14 protein-coding genes and 1 pseudogene are annotated in these 20,034 nt (G+C 68.9%); 3 read left to right on the forward strand and 12 right to left on the reverse strand.

Annotation, left to right across the window (positions count from 1 at the left end; genetic code table 11):
• Positions 1-54 precede the first annotated feature (54 nt).
• Positions 55-1,278 carry a phosphoserine phosphatase SerB gene (gene serB / locus ACIBG8_RS28015; protein WP_397345917.1) on the forward strand — a complete coding sequence of 408 codons (1,224 nt, stop codon included), beginning with the start codon at positions 55-57 and terminating at the stop codon, positions 1,276-1,278.
• Here serB and ACIBG8_RS28020 read toward each other — a convergent pair.
• From ACIBG8_RS28020 to ACIBG8_RS28040, 5 genes are all read right to left on the reverse strand, one after another.
• Positions 1,203-3,197 (reverse strand): FUSC family protein, encoded by a 1,995-nt coding sequence (locus tag ACIBG8_RS28020; RefSeq protein ID WP_397345918.1) that lies wholly within the window; start codon positions 3,195-3,197, stop codon positions 1,203-1,205. The genes serB and ACIBG8_RS28020 overlap by 76 nt on opposite strands.
• A 17-nt stretch (positions 3,198-3,214) precedes the next feature.
• The gene (locus ACIBG8_RS28025) at positions 3,215-3,676 is read right to left on the reverse strand and encodes a SixA phosphatase family protein (RefSeq protein WP_397345919.1); all 462 of its coding nucleotides are present in this window, start codon (positions 3,674-3,676) and stop codon (positions 3,215-3,217) included.
• Positions 3,677-3,903: 227 nt separating this feature from the next.
• Complete coding sequence (locus ACIBG8_RS28030) at positions 3,904-6,225, reverse strand: sodium-translocating pyrophosphatase (protein WP_397345920.1); 2,322 nt, start codon at positions 6,223-6,225, stop codon at positions 3,904-3,906.
• A gap of 571 nt (positions 6,226-6,796) precedes the next feature.
• Positions 6,797-7,222, reverse strand: a complete 426-nt coding sequence (locus ACIBG8_RS28035) for an ATP-binding protein (RefSeq protein ID WP_397345921.1) — start codon at positions 7,220-7,222, stop codon at positions 6,797-6,799.
• A 2-nt stretch (positions 7,223-7,224) separates the two neighbouring features.
• Positions 7,225-7,575, reverse strand: coding sequence for an STAS domain-containing protein (locus tag ACIBG8_RS28040; RefSeq protein ID WP_084955907.1), 351 nt, complete (start codon positions 7,573-7,575; stop codon positions 7,225-7,227).
• Between the two features lie 412 nt (positions 7,576-7,987).
• Between ACIBG8_RS28040 and ACIBG8_RS28045 the strand changes: the two genes are divergently transcribed.
• The gene (locus ACIBG8_RS28045) at positions 7,988-10,237 is read left to right on the forward strand and encodes a DEAD/DEAH box helicase (protein ID WP_397345922.1); all 2,250 of its coding nucleotides are present in this window, start codon (positions 7,988-7,990) and stop codon (positions 10,235-10,237) included.
• A 272-nt stretch (positions 10,238-10,509) separates the two neighbouring features.
• Here the strand turns inward: ACIBG8_RS28045 and ACIBG8_RS28050 are convergent, their stop codons facing one another.
• Positions 10,510-12,282, reverse strand: coding sequence for a hypothetical protein (locus tag ACIBG8_RS28050; RefSeq protein WP_397345923.1), 1,773 nt, complete (start codon positions 12,280-12,282; stop codon positions 10,510-10,512).
• Positions 12,283-12,991: 709 nt separating this feature from the next.
• Between ACIBG8_RS28050 and ACIBG8_RS28055 the strand changes: the two genes are divergently transcribed.
• Positions 12,992-13,918: an SAM-dependent methyltransferase gene (locus tag ACIBG8_RS28055; protein WP_397345924.1), complete on the forward strand. Its 927-nt coding sequence runs from the start codon at positions 12,992-12,994 to the stop codon at positions 13,916-13,918.
• Between the two features lie 327 nt (positions 13,919-14,245).
• On the opposite strand, the gene ACIBG8_RS28060 is transcribed toward ACIBG8_RS28055, so the two are convergent.
• From ACIBG8_RS28060 to ACIBG8_RS28085, 6 genes and pseudogenes are all read right to left on the reverse strand, one after another.
• Positions 14,246-15,817, reverse strand: coding sequence for a LuxR C-terminal-related transcriptional regulator (locus ACIBG8_RS28060; protein ID WP_397346201.1), 1,572 nt, complete (start codon positions 15,815-15,817; stop codon positions 14,246-14,248).
• Between the two features lie 1,065 nt (positions 15,818-16,882).
• Positions 16,883-17,464 (reverse strand): annotated as a pseudogene (locus tag ACIBG8_RS28065) (ATP-binding protein); the annotation flags it as partial.
• A gap of 155 nt (positions 17,465-17,619) precedes the next feature.
• Complete coding sequence (locus ACIBG8_RS28070; protein ID WP_397345925.1) at positions 17,620-17,958, reverse strand: Rv3654c family TadE-like protein; 339 nt, start codon at positions 17,956-17,958, stop codon at positions 17,620-17,622.
• A 343-nt stretch (positions 17,959-18,301) separates the two neighbouring features.
• Positions 18,302-18,685 (reverse strand): TadE family type IV pilus minor pilin, encoded by a 384-nt coding sequence (locus tag ACIBG8_RS28075; RefSeq protein WP_397345926.1) that lies wholly within the window; start codon positions 18,683-18,685, stop codon positions 18,302-18,304.
• 28 nt (positions 18,686-18,713) lie between these two features.
• The gene (locus ACIBG8_RS28080; RefSeq protein WP_397345927.1) at positions 18,714-18,974 is read right to left on the reverse strand and encodes a DUF4244 domain-containing protein; all 261 of its coding nucleotides are present in this window, start codon (positions 18,972-18,974) and stop codon (positions 18,714-18,716) included.
• A 276-nt stretch (positions 18,975-19,250) separates the two neighbouring features.
• Positions 19,251-20,033, reverse strand: coding sequence for a type II secretion system F family protein (locus ACIBG8_RS28085; protein WP_397345928.1), 783 nt, complete (start codon positions 20,031-20,033; stop codon positions 19,251-19,253).
• Position 20,034 lies beyond the last annotated feature (1 nt).

The raw sequence follows: 20,034 nt of genomic DNA on the forward strand, positions 1-20,034 counted from the left end.
CGAATGGTGAACCTCCATGCCGAGCATGGTGGCCTTGCCAGTAGCGTGACGGTCGTGGACCAGCGCACGCTTCTGATCACCCTGACAGGCCCCGACCGGCCCGGCGTCACCTCCCGGCTGTTCACCCTGCTGTCCGGGTTTCCCGTGACCGTCGCCGACATCGAACAGGTCGTCATACGCGGCCGGCTGACCCTCGGAGTGCTCGTCGCCTACTCGGGCGGACCATCCACGGGCACGGGCAGCACCATCGGCGCCCTGTGGACGGCCGTCGAGCAGATGGCCGAGGACCTGGGGCTGGAGGTGGAGCTGTCCACCGGCTCCCAGGCCAAGGAGAAGCGCCGACGAGGCAGGCTCTCCGTGAGCGTCCTGGGCGCCTCGCTGACCCCGGCGGCCATCGCCGGGATCTCCGGCCAGATCGCCGCTGCGGGCGCGAACATCGACCGTATCGAGCGCCTGGCGCAGTGGCCGGTCACCTGCATCGAGCTGTCGGTCTCCGGCGCCGACCCCGACGGGCTGCGCGTCGCGCTCGCGGCCGAGGCGGCCAGGCAGCAGGTGGACGTGGCCGTGCAGCGCACCGGCCTGTCGCGCCGGGCCAAGCGGCTCATCGTCATGGACGTCGACTCCACGCTGATCCAGGGCGAGGTCATCGAGCTGCTCGCCGCGCACGCGGGCTGCCTGGAGGAGGTCGAGCGGGTCACCACGCAGGCCATGCAGGGCGAGCTCGACTTCGCCGAGTCGCTGCGGCGCCGGGTGGCGCTGCTGGAGGGCCTGTCGGCCGAGGTCTTCGACAAGGTCCGCCGCGAGGTCGTGCTCACCCCTGGCGCTCGTACGCTGGTGCGTACGCTGAAGCGGCTGGACTACCGCTTCGCCATCGTCAGCGGCGGGTTCACCCAGATCACCGACGGCCTGGTCGAGGAGCTCGGCATCGACTACTCGGCGGCCAACGTGCTGGAGGTCGTCGACGGCAAGCTGACCGGCCGCGTGGTCGGCGAGATCGTGGACCGGCCGGGCAAGGCGCGGGCTCTGGAGCGGTTCGCCGAGCAGGCGGGCGTCGAGATCAGCCAGACGGTGGCCATCGGCGACGGCGCCAACGACCTCGACATGATCGCGGCCGCCGGGCTCGGCATCGCCTTCAACGCCAAGCCCGTGCTCAGGCAGGCGGCGGACACCACGGTCAACACCCCCTACCTCGACTCGATCCTCTACCTGCTGGGCATCTCCCGCGACGAGATCGAGGCAGCGGACGCTGAGGACGCCAGCTCCAGCGCGTCCGCGTAGAGGGTCTTCAGCGCGGGCTGCGCCGCGATCGCGTGGCGCAGCTCCTTACGCACCTCTTCGCCGTTGGCCGCCTCCTCCATCAGCGTGTCGACCCGGTCGGCCAGCTTGTCGAAGCCGTCGGGTTCCTTGCCGTCCTGGGCCGCGTTGCCGACCGCGTCGAGGCGGTCGGCTGCTGCGTCCAGCAGCGCCGACGTCACCTCCCAGCCCACGTCGGCGCCGCGCATCACCGCGGACAGCAGCATGGCGTCGTCGCGCAGCTTGCGCGCCAGCGTCACCGCCTCGCGCAGCTCCTCGGGCGCGCTGCCGTTGGGCTCCTTGTCGAGGCGGTCGAGCGCGGCGTTGAGCGCGTCAGCGGACCGCCCCGCCGCGTCCGTGCGTTCCGGCACCGCGTCCAGGTCGTGCTCGGCGAGCGTACGCACCAGCTTGGCGTGCTCCTCCAGCAGGTCGACCACCCGGCCGGGGATCTCCAGCGCCGCCCCCCTCGGCCACAGCAGCCGGGCCGCGACGAGCGCGACCAGCCCGCCGCCGGCCGTCATGAGCAGCCTCATCCCCGCCGCCTGCCAGTCGAGCCGCGTGGAGAAGTCGGTGAGCATCAGCGCGAGCGGCGTGGCGAAGATCGACCAGTAGCCGTAGCTGACCTCGCGCAGCGCGAACCCCAGCGTGCCGAACACCAGGACCAGCACCACGATCGTCAGGTGGCCAGGCACGGCCGCCAGCGTCACCGCTGCCACGAACGCGCCGAACACCGTCCCGGCCACCCGCAGCACCACCCGGTCGACCGTGTCGCCGTAGGTCGAGCGCAGGCCCATGAGCACGGTGAAGACGAACCACTTGCCGTAGTGCTCGTGCACGCTCACCATCAGCGCCATCGCCGCGGACGCGGCCATTCCCACCCGCACGGCGTGCTCCGGCGCCTTGAGCAGGCGCTGGGGCTGCCAGGTGATGCTCGGCAGCCGCGCGGGCACCTCCACGCCCTCGGCGGCCAGCAGCCCGACCGTCCGCACCGACGCCGCGATCCGGTCCAGGCACCGCCGTACCTGGCCGAGGAGGGCGATCGTGCGCAGGGACTCCGGGTCGGTGCGCTGCCGGGCGCGCAGGCCCGCCACGTGTTCGGCGAAGTCGGCGGTGGCGGCCAGCGCGGCGGGCACGCCGACGACGCTGCCGTCCGCAGCCTCGCGCAGCGCTGTGGACAGCGCCTGCGTCGGGACGTCCACACCCTCGCGCAGGGTGTGCAGGGCGACGCTCTCGTGGAAGATCCTGGTGAGCGCCTGCAGGTAGGTGTCGGGGGCGCGGTGCTTGTCCTCCGCGCTGTGGAAGGCGGCCGAGGCCGTGGCCACCGCGTCGAGCGCCTTGGACGCCCGTTGCCTGCGGCGTACCCACTCGTCCTCGTCCTGGACGTCCTCCAGCATGTCGGCCAGCGCCCTGCAGGTCTCGGCGAGCGCCTCGTTGAGCGGGTCGAGCCTGCGCCACGGCCACGGGGCCAGCGCCATGGCGGTGAAGAACACCCCGCCGGCCGCGATGAGCAGGGGTGGCGCGAGGGCGACCGGCATCGCGTCGTAGAAGCCGACGACGGTCGCGAGGATGGGCGGCATCCCGACGAGGCGCCACTGGCTGCCCGCCGCGGACACCAGACCGACGGCGGCGACGGCGAGCCACGGGTGCGGGGCCAGGAGCGAGCCGAGCCAGAACCCGGCCGCGTTCAGGACGACCTTGGCCGCCAGCGTCTTGGCCCTCGCTCCGTACGGCTTGCCGTACGTGTCGCCGAAGGCCGTGAAGTAGGCGCCGAGGGCGATGAGCCCGGCCGTGTGCGCGTGGGGGACGACGAGGAGCGGGATCGAGATCGCGACCCCGCACATGAGCCCGTACGTCCAGGGAGGTTTCGCGGGCAGCGAGAAACCACGGCTCAGTGTCTCTCGCATCGGCGTTTAGTCCCCGGTTAGTGCTCCTTGGGATCCCAGCGGCTCACCAGGCGTCCCTCCCCTGGCCAGAGGTCTACCCAGGAGTCGGTCTCGATCACCGCGAAAGCGCCGGGACGCATGTGGGTGTCGCTGCCCCTGGTCAGGGTGAGGACCAGCTCGGCGACGGCCGGGTTGTGGCCGCACAACACGATCGTCTCGCCGTCCTGCCGCTGGAGGAGGGCCAGGAGTTCCTCGGTGTAGGCCTCGTAGATGTCGCGCTCGTAGGTGATCTCTTCGCCGGGGAAGGCCAGCTCGGCGGTCTGGCGGGTGCGTTTCGCCGGGGAGCAGAGGATCGTGTCGGGGGTCAGGCCCTGGGCTCTGATCTCGTCGCCTGCCCGCTTCGCGTCGTTCTCGCCGCGATCGGTCAGGGGGCGCTCCCGGTCGGCGAGGCCGGGCACCTGCGCGGCCTTGGAGTGCCTGAGCACGATCAGCGTCTTCATCGGGACGCCCAGATGGCCAGCGCGACGATCCCGCCCAGGATGACCACCATGGCCAGCAGGATCAGGCCCAGCGTCTTGGCACCGTTGGGCTGTTGGTCTGTCATGCGTCCAGTTTCCCACCGCGTGTGCCCGGCCCGTGAACAGCCGTACGGCCCGCACCTCGGGAGGCGCGGGCCGTACGTCGGTCATTCCTCACTCTTCACAGAGGGAGGCCCTTTAGTGCCTTTTCAGGAGGCGACGGGCTCGGGCTCCTTGGTGTTGCTGTTGTTGTCGCTCGGCTCGATGCTCACGTGCCTGCGCTTGGAGACGATGATCGCCGCGACCACGATGCCGACCGCGACGACCGTGATGCCGATGCGGATGCCCGGGCTCGCCGCGTAGGTGACGACGGCCGGTGCGACCAGCAGCGCGACCAGGTTCATCACCTTGATCAGCGGGTTGATGGCCGGGCCTGCGGTGTCCTTGAACGGGTCACCGACGGTGTCACCGATGATCGTCGCCTCGTGGGCCGCGGAACCCTTGCCACCGTGGTGACCGTCCTCGACCAGCTTCTTGGCGTTGTCCCACGCGCCACCGGAGTTGGACAGGAACACCGCCATCAGCGTGCCGCAGGCGATCGCGCCGGCCAGGAACGCGCCCAGCGGCGCGTAACCGAGGGCGAAACCGACCGCGATCGGCGTCAGGACGGCGAGCAAGCCAGGCGTGGCCAGCTCGCGCAGCGAGTCACGGGTGCAGATGTCCACGACGCGGCCGTACTCGGGCTTCACGGTGCCTTCCATGATGCCCGGGTTGTTGCGGAACTGCTCGCGCACCTCGAAGACCACCCGCATCGCCGCCCTGCCGACCGCGCTGATCGCCAGCCCGGAGAACAGGAACACGACGGCGGCGCCGATGATCAGACCGACGAGCACGTTCGGCTGGTCGATGCCGAGGCTGAAGTTCTGGAAGCTGCCCAGAGCCTCCTTGACCGCGGCGCTCGCCCCGGTCAGCTCGGTCTCGACGGCCGTCCTGAACGCGCCGAACAACGCGGTCGCCGCGAGCACCGCCGTGGCGATCGCGATGCCCTTGGTGATCGCCTTGGTGGTGTTGCCGACCGCGTCGAGGCTGGTGAGAACGCGGGCGCCCTCGCCGTCCACGTCGCCGGACATCTCCGCGATGCCCTGCGCGTTGTCGGAGACCGGGCCGAAGGTGTCCATGGACACGATGACGCCGACCGTGGTGAGCAGGCCGGTGCCGGCCAGCGCCACGGCGAACAGCGCGATCGTCACGTTGCCGAAGCCCAGCAGGAACGCGCCGTAGACCGCACCGCCGATGATCAGCGCCGAGTAGACCGCAGACTCGAGGCCGACGCTGATGCCGGCCAGGATGACCGTGGCGGGACCGGTGAGCGAGCTCTCGCCGATGTCCTTCACCGGGCGACGGTTCGTCTCGGTGAAGTAGCCGGTGAGCAGCTGGATGGCGCTGGCCAGCACGAGGCCGATCAGCACCGCGCCGATCGCGATGATCCGCGGGTCGGCCGTCGACTGGACGGTCGCGCCGCTCAGCTCGCCGAAGGTGCTCGGCAGGTACCAGAACGTGGCGACGGCCACGAGCACGGCGGAGATCGCGGCCGAGATGAAGAAGCTGCGGTTGATCGCGGCCATCCCGTTGCGGTCGCTGTCGCGCAGCCTGGTGACGAAGATGCCGATGATCGCGGTGATGACACCGATCATGGGCACGATGAGCGGGAAGATCAGACCCTGCTCGCCGAAGGCCACCTTGCCCAGGATGAGGCTGGCGACCAGCATGACCGCGTACGACTCGAACAGGTCGGCCGCCATGCCGGCGCAGTCACCCACGTTGTCGCCGACGTTGTCGGCGATCGTCGCGGCGTTGCGCGGGTCGTCCTCGGGAATGCCCTGCTCGACCTTGCCGACCAGGTCGGCGCCGACGTCGGCGGCCTTGGTGAAGATGCCGCCGCCGACACGCATGAACATCGCCAGCAGAGCGGCGCCGAAGCCGAAGCCCTCGAGCACGCCCGGCGCGTTGCCCTTGTAGATGAGCACGACGACCGCCGCGCCCAGCAGGCCGAGGCCCACGGTGAACATGCCTGCCACGCCGCCCGTACGGAACGCGATGCGCATGGCGACTTTCTCGCCACTCGTACGAGCGGCGGCCGCGACGCGCACATTTCCGCGTACGGCCAGCCACATGCCCATGAATCCGGTCAGCGCCGAGAATCCGGCACCGATCACGAAGAAGATGGAGCGACCGATCTTCACATCGGTTTCGCCCGGCAGCAGGTAAAGGAGGATAGGAATCGCCACGACGAACAGGGCGAGCGTTCTGAACTGCCGCGTGAGATACGCGGCCGCGCCTTCCTGTACGGCACGCGCGATGTCCTGCATGCGTTCTGTGCCCTGGTCTGCCTTGAGCACTTCACGCACAAGGCCGCCAGCGACGGCAAGTGCGATGAGCGCCACTGCGGCGACCACGACGACGATGGTGAGGTTGAAACTGCTTAGTTCCAGCTTCGTAGCTGGCGCTGCGGCCAGATAGAGCTTGGACATCCGTTCTCCTCGGCAAGACGGTGAGGTCCTGCCCGGACGGCGCTGCTAACACTCGGCGGCGGCATCCGGGTTATGGGCTGCCGCTTCCGGTTGAGTCCGTCGTTCCGCCGGATCACCTTGGCCGGTGCGGGGAGTCTACGCACGCGCTCCACGGATATGAAGGCTCTTGAGTCGGCCAATTATGCGCGCGTCCAGTAATCGCCTGTATGGGGGCCGATTCGGTGGCTGACTAGCGACTTTTCGGGCGAGTTACGGTCATGACTGACGCCAGAAAAGTCCCAACCGTAATTCGGCAACGCGTGCGGGTCTATTGCTCGAGAGATCTGTACGGCTTCGCGCCACGACTCCGACGCCCACCACACGACGCTTCCACGGCCGTCCGCACGCCTACGGGCGTTCTGCCGGGCGCTTCCACTGGCCTATTGGCTTTGGGGGGCGTTGGGATGACCAGGGCGGAACGGGCGGGCGTTGCGGCGGGCAGGGTGCACGCTCGTCGGCCGTGTCCCTGGACAGAGCCCAGTCACCTACGGCGACTGGGCGTCCGTTGGCTCCGCCGTACCCCTGAAAACTCTCAGGGGTGGCCGTTCGCGTGGGCGGGCCAGCTCATGCGGATGCGCATGCCCTTCGGGCTGGGGAACACCTCGACGTCGTCGGCCAGGCCGGCGATCACCGCGATGCCGAAGCCCGACATGAACGAGTCGGACAACGTGCCCAGATCGATCGGTTGCGCCTGTTCGATCTCGTCGCTCGGAGCGAGGTCGCTGACCGTGACCTCGAATCTGCCCGAGTCGTCTTTCAGCTCGATGCGGATGGGCTCCCCCGGGCAGTGCACGCGGTGCGCCTCGACTGCCCGGGAACACGCCTCACCCACGGCGAGCCTGACCTCGTCCAGCAACGACTCCTCCACGCCGGTGCGACGGGCGATAGCCGTCGCCACCAGTCGTGCGGTGCGCACGTGCGCGGGAAGGGCGCTGAACGTCAGCTCGACGGTAGCCATGACTACTTGTCTCGGCCGTGCGCTTCCTTGGCCTCGTCCACCGAAGCGTAGATCCCGAAGACCTTGGTCAGTCCGGTGATCCGGAAGATCTTGAGGATGCGCTCCTGGGTGCACACCAGCTCGAGGGAGCCGTCATGCGCACGAACCCGCTTGAGACCCCCGACCAGGACGCCCAGACCTGTGGAGTCGAGGAAGTCGACCTTCTCCATGTTCACGAGCAAGTGGAAGTTGCCCTTGTTGACCAGGTCGATCAGCAGTTCACGCAATCTGGGCGCGGTGTAGACATCGATCTCACCCTCGACCTCAACGATGGTGAGCCGATCGTCCTGGTGGTGATCCAACTTCAGATCCACAGATCCTCCAGCGCCTCGCCTGCGAAAGTACCCTAGCGGGCCTGGCAGTCTTGAGCGTGATGCTTTCGACTACCCGACCCCGACGCGCGGCATTCAACCATGCGTCTGGCTTGTGTCTATACGAAATCACGATTCCCGGCGACTTTGCCCATGGATGCCAGACTGGAAACCAGTGAGTTCCTCCGCTTCCTCCCCACACCGAGCTGGTCCACTCCTCCACCACCTGCTCGGCGTTCCCGCACGTCATGAGCGCGTCACCCATGTGGAGCATGTTCCAGCACGTCAGGCGGGTCAAGTGGGATGGCCCAAATGGGCGCCGGAACTCCTCGTTACGCGCTTGGCGAACCAGGGCATAACCGGCCTTTGGACACATCAGTACGAGGCCGCTGACCTGGTCCACCGTGGCCGAAACGTGATCATTTCCACGGGGACGGCTTCCGGGAAGTCGCTGGCCTACCTCACGCCCGCCGTGGCCACGTGCCTGGAGGGCGGCACGGTCCTCTACCTGACCCCGACCAAGGCGCTGGCGGCCGACCAGTCGCGGGGGTTGCGCGATCTACGGATCACGCAACTGCGTTCGGCGTGCTTCGACGGGGACACCCCTTTCGAGGAGCGTACGTGGATCCGGCAGCACGCCAACTACGTCCTCACGAACCCCGACATGCTCCACCGCAGCCTCCTGCCGAGGCACGCGCAGTGGTCCTCGTTCTTCCGTCGCCTGCGCCTGGTGGTGGTGGACGAGTGCCACGGGTACCGTGGCGTGTTCGGCTCACACGTCGCCCAGATTTTGCGACGGTTGAGGCGCATCTGCGGGCGTTACGGCGCTTCGCCGGTGTTCGTCCTCGCGTCTGCGACGGCAAGCGAGCCCGGGGCTTTTGGCCGGCGCCTGACGGGCCTTGAGATGGACGAGGTGACCACGGACGCGTCGCCGAAGGGTTCAACCACCTTCGCCCTGTGGGAGCCCCCCTTGACCGATCTCCGAGGCGAACGCGGCGCCCCCGTCCGCCGAACCGCGACGGCGGAGACGGCGGACTTGCTGGCCGACTTGGTACTGGCCGACGTGCGGACCCTGGCCTTCGTCCGCTCCCGCCGAGGCGCAGAAACCGTAGCCCTTTCGGCCCGCGCCAAACTAGCCGACCTGACCTCCGGCCACGCCCCCCTGATGGGCCCACCAGTCCACCCGTCAAACCCCTCTCCCCCCGGCCTCTCAAGCGCCGGTACGGCCAGCACCCCCGCGGCCGAGCCCGGCGCAACGCCCACAAACCCCAGCCACCCAGCCCCAGGCGCCGTCCCCTCGCCACGCGACGGTGAGACCGAGGGCCAGCCGTACCAGGACTGGGCGACCCTCCCCGACAAGGTCGCCGCCTACCGCGCCGGATACCTCTCAGAAGACCGCCGAGTCCTGGAAAAAGCCCTACGCGACGGCAGCCTCCTAGGCCTGGCCACCACCAACGCCCTCGAACTAGGCGTAGACGTCTCAGGCCTGGACGCAGTCCTCATCGCCGGATGGCCAGGCACCAGAGCCTCCCTATGGCAACAAGCAGGACGAGCCGGACGAGCAGGCCAAGACGCCCTGGCCGTACTCATCGCCAGAGACGACCCCCTGGACACCTACCTCGTCCACCACCCGGACGCCCTTTTCGGTCAGCCCATCGAGACCATCGTGCTCGACCCGGACAACCCCTATGTCCTGGGCCCCCACCTCTGCGCAGCCGCCGCGGAAATCCCTCTGACCGCGGAAGACCTCCCCATCTTCGGCAAAACCGCCACCACGGTCGCCGACGACCTCGTCACCCAGGGCCTGCTCAGAAAACGCCAGTCAGGCTGGTTCTGGACACGTCGAGAGCGCGCCACAGACCTGGCCGATATTCGCGGCTCCGGCGGCGCGCCCATCCAGGTGGTCGAGTCCTCCACCGGCCGCCTGCTCGGCACCGTCGACGAGCCGTCCGCGCACACCGCCGTCCACACCGGCGCCGTCTACCTGCACCAGGGCGAGACGTTCCTGGTCGAGGTGCTCGACCTCGACGCGGGCGTAGCCCTGGTGTCCAAGGCGGAGCCCGATTACACGACGTTCGCCCGGGACGTCACGGAGATCTCCGTCCTGGGCTCCCTCCGCTCGCAGCAACTCGGCCCAGGCGAGCTCCACTTCGGCGAGGTCGAGGTGACCAGGCAGGTCGTCTCCTACATCAAGCGCCGCCTGTCAGGCGAAATGCTCGGCGACGAGCCCCTGGAGCTCCCCCCACGCACCCTCCGCACCAGAGCCGTCTGGTGGACACTCCCCGCCTCCGCCCTGACCCCGCTGGCCGAGGCGGGCCTGGACCTGGGCGGGTCCGCGCACGCGGCGGAGCACGCGAGCATCGGGTTGCTCCCGCTGTTCGCCACATGCGATCGCTGGGACATCGGCGGCGTCTCCACCGAACTCCACCCGGACACCGGCGCACTCACCGTGTTCGTCTACGACGGACACGAAGGTGGGGCCGGTTTCGCCGAACGCGGATACGCGAGAGCCTTCGACTGGCTGACCGCGACGAGGGAGGCCATCGCCTCATGCGAATGCGACCGCGGCTGCCCTTCCTGCATCCAGTCCCCGAAGTGCGGCAACGGCAACGACCCCCTGGACAAACGCGGCGCCCTCCGCCTCCTCGCCACCCTCCTGACCTGACCCCCTTTGGTACGGGCCGCCGTACCAAACCCACCGTTTCCGGTACGGCACCGCCGTACCGGAAACACCACACGCGCTGATGCCCGCGTTGGAGTCCAGAACCGAGCCCACGCATCCCGAAACCCCGCGTTCCGAGCCCTTCCGGCCCAGACCTCGCCCTGACCCACACTTCGCCACCAACACCGCACACCGGACCTGGGCAGGCGCGTCGCGAGGGCCCGGCGCCCCAGACCCGCCCTCTGACCGCTGGCCAGCGTGCCGTTACGGCGATGTCAGCTCTCGTCGCCCCTGGGGCGCCGAGGTCCGGGATGGGCGTCATCGTCATCGGGCGCCCAGAAGTCACCCGGCTGCGGACGCTCCCAGAACCCGCTGTCCTCCATCGACCGCGGCGCCGGCGGCAGGTAGTCGTCCCAGCGATCCTCAAGGCGCACGGCAGGCGGTACGGCGGCGCTCATCTGCTCGGGCACCACGGTCACCGCCGAGCTGGGCAGCGCCAGCCGTACAGGCTCCTGCCTCGGCTCGGCGGCCTGGAGATCCTGCGCACTCAGGTACAAGGGCAGCGACACCGGCACCTGATGCCGCTGCTCAGGCACCTGCTGAGCACCGATCTCCCCCGCCCGCGGCTCGAGAGCGGGCTCCTCCCCGCGCGGGTCGCCCGGATAGGGGCGGAAATCGGCAGGCTGGCGGAAATCGCCCGGCTGCTGCCCGACCGGCGGCTGCTGCTGGCGCGGCTTGGCGACGGCCAGCACCACGGCCGGACGCCGCGGCGCCGTAGCGGTCGGCGGGATGCTGTCGGCCATCGGATACGCACCAGGGGCGGACGGCCCGGCAGTCGCCGGACCCACCGGCCCACCCGCGGCACCCGAACTCGCCGGGCCACCCGCAGCGGCCCCCGCCAACGCCCGGCGCCGAGCCCAAGCCCCTCCATGTGCCGCCAGAAGCAGCAGGATCAGGCCGCCCGCGACATAAAGCCCGTACTGCCCGATGTTCCCGATCGACGACTCAGACGACTGCGCCTTGACACTCGTGTCGACCGTCTTCGTGTCATCCTTCGGCGGGTTGTCCGTATTGTCGGCCGTCGGAGTCAGCGCACCGTCATCGGCGGACTTATCCGTATCCGCAGGCTGGTCGGCGTCCGCGGGCGGAAGGGTGAAGTTGCCCTTCTTGTCCGTCGCGGGCATCGTCGGCAGCTTGTTCGTGTCCTTCGGGACCGTCCTCGTCGTGGGCGCGATCGTGGGCTTGACCTTGTCCTTGTCCTTGCCGGGTAACTGCGGCAGGTCCTCGGTCTTGCCCGTGGTCTGCTTGCCCGGGTTCGCCGCCTGCTGGGTCGGCTGCGCGGTCTTGGTGGGCTTCGGCGCGGGAGGTGCGGGGATGTTGACGAACGCGGCGTTCGACGCGCCCGACCCGAGCGTCCCGCCCTCGCCGTCGCTCCTGAACGCCCTGACCAGGAAGCCGACCCGCTGCCCCGCGGCCTTGGCCGGTACGGCGAGCACGGCCTGGCAGGTCGAGCCCGAGCAGGCCTTGTCCACGCTGAGCTGCCCGAGCGAGCCGGACTGGCTGGTGAACACCTCGTACGACTGGAGGTCGGGCTCGTTGCCCTTGGCCCAGGTCACCTGGATCTTGTCGGTGCCTTGGAGGTTGGCGTTGACGTTGCCGGGCTCGGCGGCTGGGCGCTTGAGCTTGAACGTGCTCGTCTCGTAGACCGTCTTGGTGATCTCTCCGGCGAGACTGACGGTGAAGGAGCCGTTGGGGGCGCTGCCCGCGTCGAACGTGCCGGAAAGCGTCTGGTTCGCACCGCCGCTGGCGACCTTGGTCTTGGGGGTTGAGGGGCCTTCGACGTAGAGGCCCATGCTGAGCTGCGTCCAGGTGGTGCGTGCGGAGATCTGCACGGACCCGCTGGTGATCACTTGTCCGTTGCTGGGTGATGTGATCTCTCCGGAAGCCCGCACAGCGGCGGCCGCTTGCGCCGAACCTCCGAGCGCGATGGACCCGCCCACACACGGCACGATCACCGCCGCGGACATCAGCCTGCGAACCACCGTCACGACGCTTCCCTTCATCGAGAGCCTCGCGCCGTCCGACCACCCGCCCCCTCGGGCACTCGTACGACGACCGGAAGTGCCACACGCACCGGCCGATGCCACACCGGCCAGCCCCCCGATCCACCGCTGACCGAGCAGCCTAGCGAGGCACGAACGCCCCTCCCAGACCCCAACCAAGACGGCATGAACCGAAGGTAAGCGCGACCTTATGTGAGATATCCAGCTCTTGGACACGGAGTCCAAGAAGTCGTAATTCGATTGCGACCTACCCCACCAAGCTCTTCAGACAAACCCCCACCACCCCACCCACCCGCTCCACTCCCCTCAACCGCATCACGCCACAACCCCACCGCCCGGAACCCCCGAGCTCGCCCCCTTGCCGCGCACCACTCGGAACCCTGGCGCTCGCACACCCTTACCGCCCCACCGCCCGGAGCCCGAGGGGCCGCACCCCTCGCCGCCCCCACCATCACCCCACCGACCGGTCTCGCCCCCGCCCCTCACTCCTCCGCACAGCCCGCAGCACGTCTCCGCACCTTCACGCCACCCGCACCCGAGCACACGCTCGCGCCAGGGTTAGCTGGTCGCATGGATCCAGCAGACGGGGGTTCGGCGGATAGTCGGGGTGTCCTTATGGGTGGTGCGAGGGCGTGTGGGATCTGAGTAATCGCTTACTCAGGCGACCCCTTAGCGGCCCGGCGATGGTGGCTGCATGACCACACAGACCTCGCCCGCCGACGACGCGGCGCGGCACATCCACGAGCTCTTCAAGTCCGCCTGGACCCTGGCCGCCGTGTCCGCCTACATCACCGACGGCCACCTCGACGACCCCCAAGGCCGAGTCCTCGGCGCCGCCGGTCTGGCCGTGCACGAGGAGTCCGGCTGGCATCCCTCGCCGGAGCTGGCCGCCCTGCTCGACCGGCCCGGCGGCGGGGCGAGCCTCCAACTCGCCGCCAACCTGCGGCAGATGGCCGCCGCAGGTTCCGGCGTCAGCCGCTGGGAGACCGAGGAGATCGCCCCCGTCGAGGTCCGGATGGCCGCCGCCTCTCAGGGAGTGGAGTTCCTGGTCGCCAATCTGGTGCCGCTCTTCCCCGACCTGGCCGAACGCTTCGCCGGTCCGGAGTCGGGCATTCTCGACACGCGTACGGGGACCGGCGAGGTCCTGGCCGCGTACTGCGTCCATTTCCCCGGCATGCGCGCCATCGGCTACGACCTCGACGAACGCAACGTGAAGATCGCCAACGCCACCCTCCAGGCCGCCGGGGTGGCCGACCGCGCGACCGTCATCCACGGCGATGTTTCCCAGCTCGATGAGCTCGACTCCTTCGACTCCGTCCGGATGCCTTCGACCTTGACCGCCCCCGAGGTGATGTGCGCCGCTTTGCCGCGCATCCTCCGCGCGTTGCGGCCGGGCGGGTGGCTGACCGTGCAAGCTCCCGCGTACGACGGGGACGAGCTCTCCAACGCGATCGCCAGGTGGCGCGTGATCCGCGACGGCGGCACCCCCGACACGCCGTCAGAGATCGCCGAGGAGCTCCGCACGATCGGTTACACAGACGTCCACCAGGTCACGCCCCCGTTCCCGCTCCCCCTCGCCATGATCGCCGCCCGCCGCCCCCAAGACCCCCACCCCGTGTAGCCCCACCCAGTGGACCCGCTCCAACCACACGGGATCCATCGGCTACAGGCCCGCCCATCCCATCGCCCACGCCCCGACATCTGCCACAAGTCGCCTTCGTGCCTGGATGCACCGCATTCAGATGTCACTCACCCAGGCACGGCGTACTCAATGGTCGCGATCTCAAGGGGCCGCGATGGAGGTGCCCTTGACCGTCGCCATCAGGCACGCCTCAACCGCAATGGGCACGTACATGGCCTGCGAGGTGTCCGGCACCGCGAGCGAGGCTCCTTTACCGCGTTTCGCGCCACCAGCGACGCGCTTCCCCACCGCGCGGATGAACGTCGTCTATAGGAGTAATCCAGGCAGGTCAGCGCGGCTGGAGATGCCGAGTTTCCCGAACGCGGACTGCAGATGGTTGTCCACCGTACGGACCGACAGCACCAGGCGGTCGGCGATCTCCTTGCTGGTCACGCCCGTGGCAGCCAGCGCGGCGATCTCGTGCTCCCGTCGCGTGAGGCCCGGCGCGCGCAACCCCTCCAACGCCGGTACCCGAGCCCCGGGGCACCGTGCGGCAAGTGCCCACGCTCGCGCCCTCGCGGACCTGGCCGACGCGGTCCTGCCGCTGTCGTCGAACGCCCGTGCCGCATGCGCATACGCCTCGGCGGCGAACAGGAGCATGCCCAACCGCTCATATCCGGCCGCAACTTCCACGAGCTCACGCCCGTCGTTCCAATGGCGGGCGTGTGCGGCGCAAAGTGGCGCCAGCGCTCCCTCGTGTTGCTCAGCGACCTCCGCCAGTCGCTCGGCCACCTGGGGCGCACAGCCCAGCCGTACTGCATCTTGCAGAGCGGTCAGCTCGAAACCCATCAAACCCGCCGACTTCATCTGCTCGGCTATGTCGAGCACCAGGTCACGTGCTCGCGACATTTCGCCCGAGGCGGCTGCCGCCCAGGGGCGTACGAGGTCGAGGGCGCTGGCGAATCCGCCCTCGTCATCGGGCAGAGCCGCCTCGGAGAGCGCGATCGCCTCCTGCGCAGCCGTACCGTCGCCGGACATCGCCGTGGTGAGTGCGAGCTCCGTCCAGACCAGCGAGGTGAACATGTTGTGCATCGGCTGCCGTGACGCCTCCTCGAACAGCAGCTTGGCGCGCGCCAGATCGCCGCGCAGCCGGGCTTCCGCGCCGAGGATCAACAGCGAGCCCCACGACTCGCCGACCTCCTCCAGGTGATCTTTGAGTGACGCGGCCGTCGCGGCCAGGCCGTCGAGGTCGCCCGCGAGCCGACAGGCGTCGGCCATGATCCCGTGCAGGCCACGGACGATGATCGGTACGGCTTCGCGCCAGTCTGCGCTGCGAGCCACGGCGGTACGTGCCAGGTCGACGGCGCGGGTGGTCTTGCCCGAGTGCGCTGCGGCCATGGCCAGGAACAGCCGCGCCTGTGCCTCCAGAGGGGGAGATGCCGGATTGGCGAACACCTGCTCGGCCAGCGCCTCCGCCTGCGCCACCTCGCCTCTCCTGGAGTGCGACGAGGCTCGGAGGATCATGATCTCTTGGCGGTTCTCCTCGTTGGACAGGGTGGGGAGCGCTTCGTCGAGCAGTTGCTCGGCGGCGCCGAGGTGGTCGATCATGCCGATCGCGGCGGCTCGGGCGATGATCAGCTCGGTGTGGGTGCGTTCGTCGCAGGGCAGCTCCCAGACGGACGCCAGGGCTCGTTCCGCCTCGACGAAGCGGTTGGAGAGGTTGTGCGTGGCGGCCAGGGCGATGGCGGCTTGGACGCCGCCGCCTGCGTCCAGGGCTGCGGTGGCGAGTTTGGTGGCGAGGTCGAGGTCTCCTGCGGCCCAGACGATGCGCCAGGCGGACAGCAGTTGAAGTGGGTCGGTGGCGGTGCCGCTCTCGACCCGCCATACCGCCACACGCACGACATCCTCCCGCCGGACGACTGGCACCTCGTCAGCGTCCCGCCCGTTGCTGGGCGCTTCTCGATGATCAGCTGGCGTCTGCCTGTGGGTGGTCACTGACCCATGCAGAGTGTCCGATCGCCACCGCAGGTCAGTACTTGACCTAAGCGTTTCGGTGGGCAACCCATGCGTTTCGGTCGCTGACCCATGCGGGCCTTGAGGTGACCCATGCGGGCCCTGAGGTGACCCATGCCGGGCTGCTGTTGGTCCATGCAGGGGTGGTGTTGGCACATGCACGTCGGAGGCTGAGCCTTGCGGGTCGGGCGTTGCGTTCTGGTGGTCTGCGCGCTGGTGGTCTGCGCGCGATTCGGCGACCTCGGGCGGGGCCGTGGCGTGGCGAGTGGGCGGTACGCGGAGGTCGGGCGGGGTCGTGGCGTGGCGGGTGGATGCTGCGCGGAGGTCGGGTGGGGTTGTTGGTGTGCGTCGCGTCGAGGGGGCGGCTTCTACGGCTGTGGCTAGTTCGGCGAGTTTGCGTCGGCGGCGTAGTTCCGGGGAGCGGGCTCGGATCACCTCGCCGTACAGGGGGTGTGCCAGGCGGGCCTGTAGGCGTCTGCCGTCCAGTCCGACGGTGATGAGACCGGCGGCTTCGGCCTCCTCCACGGCCTTGGCGCTGACCAGGGAGGTCAGGAGTTGTACGCCCAGTGGCTCGCCGTACGCGACGTATTCGAGCATTTCTCGTGAGCCTTCCACCCGGCGTTCGACCTGTTCTGCTAGGTCGGGTGCCAGCGGGAGGGGGCCGGTGAGTTGCCAGAGCCCGTCGATGGGGGTTAGGGCTCCGGTGGCGAGGGCTTCGGTCACGAGTTCCCGTAGGTAGAGGGCGTTGCCTTGGGTTACTTGCCAGAAGCGGGTGGCGGTGGTGGTGGTTAGCGGGCCGCCGAGTGTGGCCGTGAGGATGGCTGTCACGTCGGGTTGTTGGAGGGGCTCCAGCTCGATCTTGATGGCTAGGTGTTCGCGCCATAGTGCGGTGATCGCGTCTGGGGTGGGCTCGCCTGTTCGTACGGTGGCTATGACAGTCGCTTGTTGGGTGTGGAGAAGCTGGTGGACGAGGGCGGCCGAGGCGGGGTCGAGTAGGTGGGCGTCGTCGACTGCCAGGATCAGCCCGCTGGTGGAGGGCGTCGCGGAGGGGGCGGGCTGCCTCGTCCGTGACCCTCTGAGGCTCCCCGCACTCCCCGCACTCCCCGCACTCCCCGCACTCCCCGCACTCCCCGCACTCCCCGCACTCCCCGCACTCCCCGCACTCCCCGCACTCCCCGAAGGCATGGTGGGGTGTTGGGGCGCGGGATCGTGGTGTGGGTTCTCGGCGGGGTCGGGGTTGTGGATGTTGTTGAGTAGGGCGTCTGTTGCCCAGCCGAGTGGGTTGTCTATGCCGGGTGGGGCGGTGGTGGGGAGTAGGTGTGCGAAGGCTCCGAAGGGGATGTTTCCGGCGGCCTGGGTGGCCCGGATTCGCACTGTCTTTCTGGCGAGTGTGTCCAGGGCTGCGGCTACCAGGCGGGACTTGCCTACGCCTGCGCGGCCTGCGATGACGACGCTGTTGGTGTTCAGGAGGGTTCGGATCTGGTTGAGCTCTGCGTCCCTGCCACCGAACGGCCATGGCCTCACTGTTCGCATCGTAGAGGTCTTGCATGCGGGCGAACAGGGTTCAGTCTGAGGGCTGGCGTTGAGGTGGTGGTGTTGTCAGGTTGGCGTCTTTGCGATGGTCTGGGGCAGTCTGGCGGGCATGGCGGCGGGTTCGGCTGGGGTGGGGGTTCTCGTGTGCGCGGGTGTTAGGGCGAGGGCGGGCTTGGGGTTGGGCGGCCTGGGTCTATGCGGGAGGGGCCGGCTCGGGCTTGGGCTGTGACTGTTCGCTGGCCTAATCCGGGGAGGGTGATGGTGGTTGATGTCCAGACGTCGACTGTCTCATCGGTGATCGTGCATCGGACCAGCTCTGCGGCGTTTTCGTGGGCTATGGATCTTGCGGCTCCGCATGCGTGGGTGGGGTCGACCATGACCAGGCGTGCGGCGGTCAAGGCGCTCAGGTCGGCGGCGTTGAAGGCTCGGTGGCGGGCGACGTGGGCGGATCCCACGATGGTGAAGGCGGTGGCGATGGTCATCAACAGGGCCATGACCGCTACACCCCACAGCGTCCCTGAGCCGCGGTCGTGACGTCTGGGTGGACGCTCCGGCTCATCGTCTTCCACGGAATTGGCGCTCCCGTCTTTGTAGGGCTGTCAGGTCTGTCGGCTTCTCGCTTCTTCGAGCTTCCGTTGTCGGCCTGATGTCGGGCAGTGGGGGCGGTTGACGTCGACCTGGTGCTGGGGTGGTGGTTGGCGTTCGTTTGTCGCTGGACCGTCGGGTGGGCGGGGCGCTGGGGATTCGCTGTTTGTTGCTAGTTCTCGGCTTCGGTGGGTCGGATGCCTGTGGGCTTTGTCGACGCCTGGGGGCCTTGGGGCTTCGGGGCTTTGTTGGTTAGGGCTCGGTGGTTGAAGTGGCGGAGGCGGTGACTCTTATGGGTGGGATGAAGGGGGTCCAGGTGGACGTGACGTCAACTGTGATCTCCACCTTGGTGAGCTCGGTGGTGCGGTTCAGGGTGACTTGGGCTGTTGGGCGGGTGGCGGTTCTTACGAGGGTGCGGACCTGGTCCAAAGGTTCGCCGCGGGCTGCGGCCCGTGCGGCTGCACGGGCCGCGTCGACGCATTCGAGTTGTGTTTCCACCACCTGGACCGACCAGAGCGCGGCTGCCAGGACGACCATGAGGGCGGGGAGCATTACGGCTGTCTCTGCGGTGACTGAGCCTCGGGAAGTTCTCTTGGAATTGGGGTGACCGGTCGTTCGCTTGGGTGGGGGGTTCATGGTGCTTCTTGGATGGGCCGGGGGTGGGTCAGCCGGTGGTGTTGAGGGCTCGGTTGACGAGGCTGGAGAGCATTTCCTGGACTTCGGGGCTGGAGACGACCTTGAAGAGGAGTGCGGCGAAGGCGCAGGCGGCGATCGTGCCCACGGCGTACTCGGCTGTGGACATGCCTCGCTCGGCCTTGGAGTTTGCGCAGCGGGACAGGTGGGTTGTCCAGGTGGTGCGGCAGCGGCTGGCCAGTGCTGCTGCCTGTTGGGTGGTGGCTGAGAGAGCCCTGATCGGGTTGTGCATGCGTGCCTCCTGAGGCTCGGGCCGGTGTCCGGCGGTGGGTCAAGGGTGTCGGGGGTGGGTGGGGTGGGGGTTGGCCGAGCCGGGTTCTGTGGATGGTGGGTCCATGGCGTGGTGGGGTTGTGGATAACTGGATGGGTGGTTAAGGGCCGAGGAAGGTGGGCGAGGTCTCGCGAAGGTGGGCGAGGTCTCGCGAAGGTGGGCGGGGGGGCTGGGGAAGGTGGGCGACCCGGAACCCACCTGGTCCCTCCTGGGCAGGGAACCCGCGATGGGTCGGGGTTAGGGGAGGGTGATGGTGCTGGCCAGGCCTGCGATTACCGGGAGGATGCCCAGGAGGACGAAGGCGGGGAGGAAGCAGAGGCCCAGGGGGGCCACTGCCTGGACTCCTACGCGTCTGGCTGCGGCAACCGATTCGGCTCGCAGGGAATGGCGGGCGTCGTCGGCGAGTCTGGTGAGGACGTCGGCCACCGGGGCACCGCTCTGGGCTGCTCGGCTCATCGATCTCGACAGGTGACCCATCGCGGGTTCCCTGCCCAGGAGGGACCAGGTGGGTTCCGGGTCGGCGCCCAGGCGGAGTTGGCCGCTCACCCACGACAGGCGTTGTCCTAACGGGCCGCCTACGGCCTCGGCGGCGATGTCTGTTGCCGCGCTCACCGGTTGGCCTGCTTGGAGGCACGCGACCATGAGGTCGGCGGCGAACGGCAGGTCTGCGGCTATGCGTGCCCTGTCGCGTTTTTCGTCTTCTGGTTCTCTTCTGTGGACTATGACGCCGGTGATCGCGGCGACGGCCAGGGCAATAGGCACGGCGCTTACGCCGCCGATCAGCAGGGCGGTCAGGAGACCGGCGCATGCGGCCCAGGTGACCGTACGGCGGTCGACTCCGCGTCGCGTGGACCGTGTGGGGTTCAGCCACGCTGGAGCCGTCTGGTTGGCCTCTGGGGGCTCAGGAGGCCCATCTGTACCGCGGGGCCTCATCCGGCGCAGGCGTTCCTCGGGGGTTTGGGGAGCTATCCACATCCAGGTGGCTGTGCAGGCGGACAGGACGGCGAGCAGTACGAGCATC

Source organism: Nonomuraea sp. NPDC050556 (assembly GCF_044457355.1).
GTDB lineage: Bacteria > Actinomycetota > Actinomycetes > Streptosporangiales > Streptosporangiaceae > Nonomuraea.